A 977-nucleotide genomic window follows, 5' to 3' on the forward strand; every position below is an offset into this window, starting at 1 on the left:
TCCGGTTTCGCTCGCCGCTACTTCCGGAATCTCGGTTGATTTCTTTTCCTCGAGCTACTGAGATGTTTCAGTTCACCCGGTTCGCTTCGTGCAGCTATGTATTCACTGCACGATACGGCATCGCTGCCGTGGGTTTCCCCATTCGGACATCTGCGGATCAAAGCTTGTTTGCCAGCTCCCCGCAGCTTTTCGCAGGCTACAACGTCCTTCATCGCCTGTGATCGCCAAGGCATCCACCATATGCACTTATTCGCTTGATCCTATAACTTTGCAGGTTATGCGTACATAACGTGTAAAAACTATAGAAATTTGAGTTTCGCGTGTTTGTGCCGTTCAATTCCAACAAGGTTGCTTTGTCCTCCCCTGGGTAGGGAAAGATAAAGTCTTTCTTGAGAACTTTTGAACAATTGATTTTGCAATCACAACCCGTAAATCACTATGTCGTTTAACCTTGCGGTTAAACCCATGTGTTTACATTGTTGTGCTTCTTCCTGATTGTTAAAGAACATGGTACTTCTACCGGCGCACTGACCCGCCCCAAAGAGCGCGTCATACGCGTCAGTCAGCAATGCCCTGGTTGCCCAAGACACTCTTGACCAATGCGTGGTGGAGGATGACGGGATCGAACCGACGACCCCCTGCTTGCAAAGCAGGTGCTCTCCCAGCTGAGCTAATCCCCCGCATGTTTTTGGAACAAACCAAAAATCTGTGGTGGGTCAAGATGGATTCGAACCATCGACCCCCGCCTTATCAAGACGGTGCTCTAACCGACTGAGCTACTGACCCCTTAAGTCTGCGTGCTGCAGGCCTGGAACTTCAGACCATGTCATGTCTTAACAGCCGATAAGCGTGGACGCTACAACAACAAGCACACAAGCTTGCTCTTAAAGGAGGTGATCCAGCCGCACCTTCCGATACGGCTACCTTGTTACGACTTCACCCCAGTCATGAATCTCACCGTGGTAAGCGCCCCCCTT

At 50.3% G+C, this 977-nt stretch carries 2 tRNA genes and 2 rRNA genes; all 4 read right to left on the bottom strand.

Going from position 1 to position 977, the window contains the following annotated elements:
* A 23S ribosomal RNA gene (locus ABS758_RS14920) occupies positions 1–260 on the bottom strand; the annotation flags it as partial.
* A gap of 344 nt (positions 261–604) precedes the next feature.
* Positions 605–680: transfer RNA gene (locus tag ABS758_RS14925), tRNA-Ala, on the bottom strand.
* A gap of 29 nt (positions 681–709) precedes the next feature.
* A tRNA-Ile gene (locus tag ABS758_RS14930) sits at positions 710–786 on the bottom strand.
* A gap of 100 nt (positions 787–886) precedes the next feature.
* Positions 887–977, bottom strand: a 16S ribosomal RNA gene (locus tag ABS758_RS14935); the annotation flags it as partial.

It is taken from the genome of Castellaniella sp. FW104-7C03, from assembly GCF_040276085.1.
Classification (GTDB): Bacteria; Pseudomonadota; Gammaproteobacteria; order Burkholderiales; family Burkholderiaceae_B; genus Castellaniella.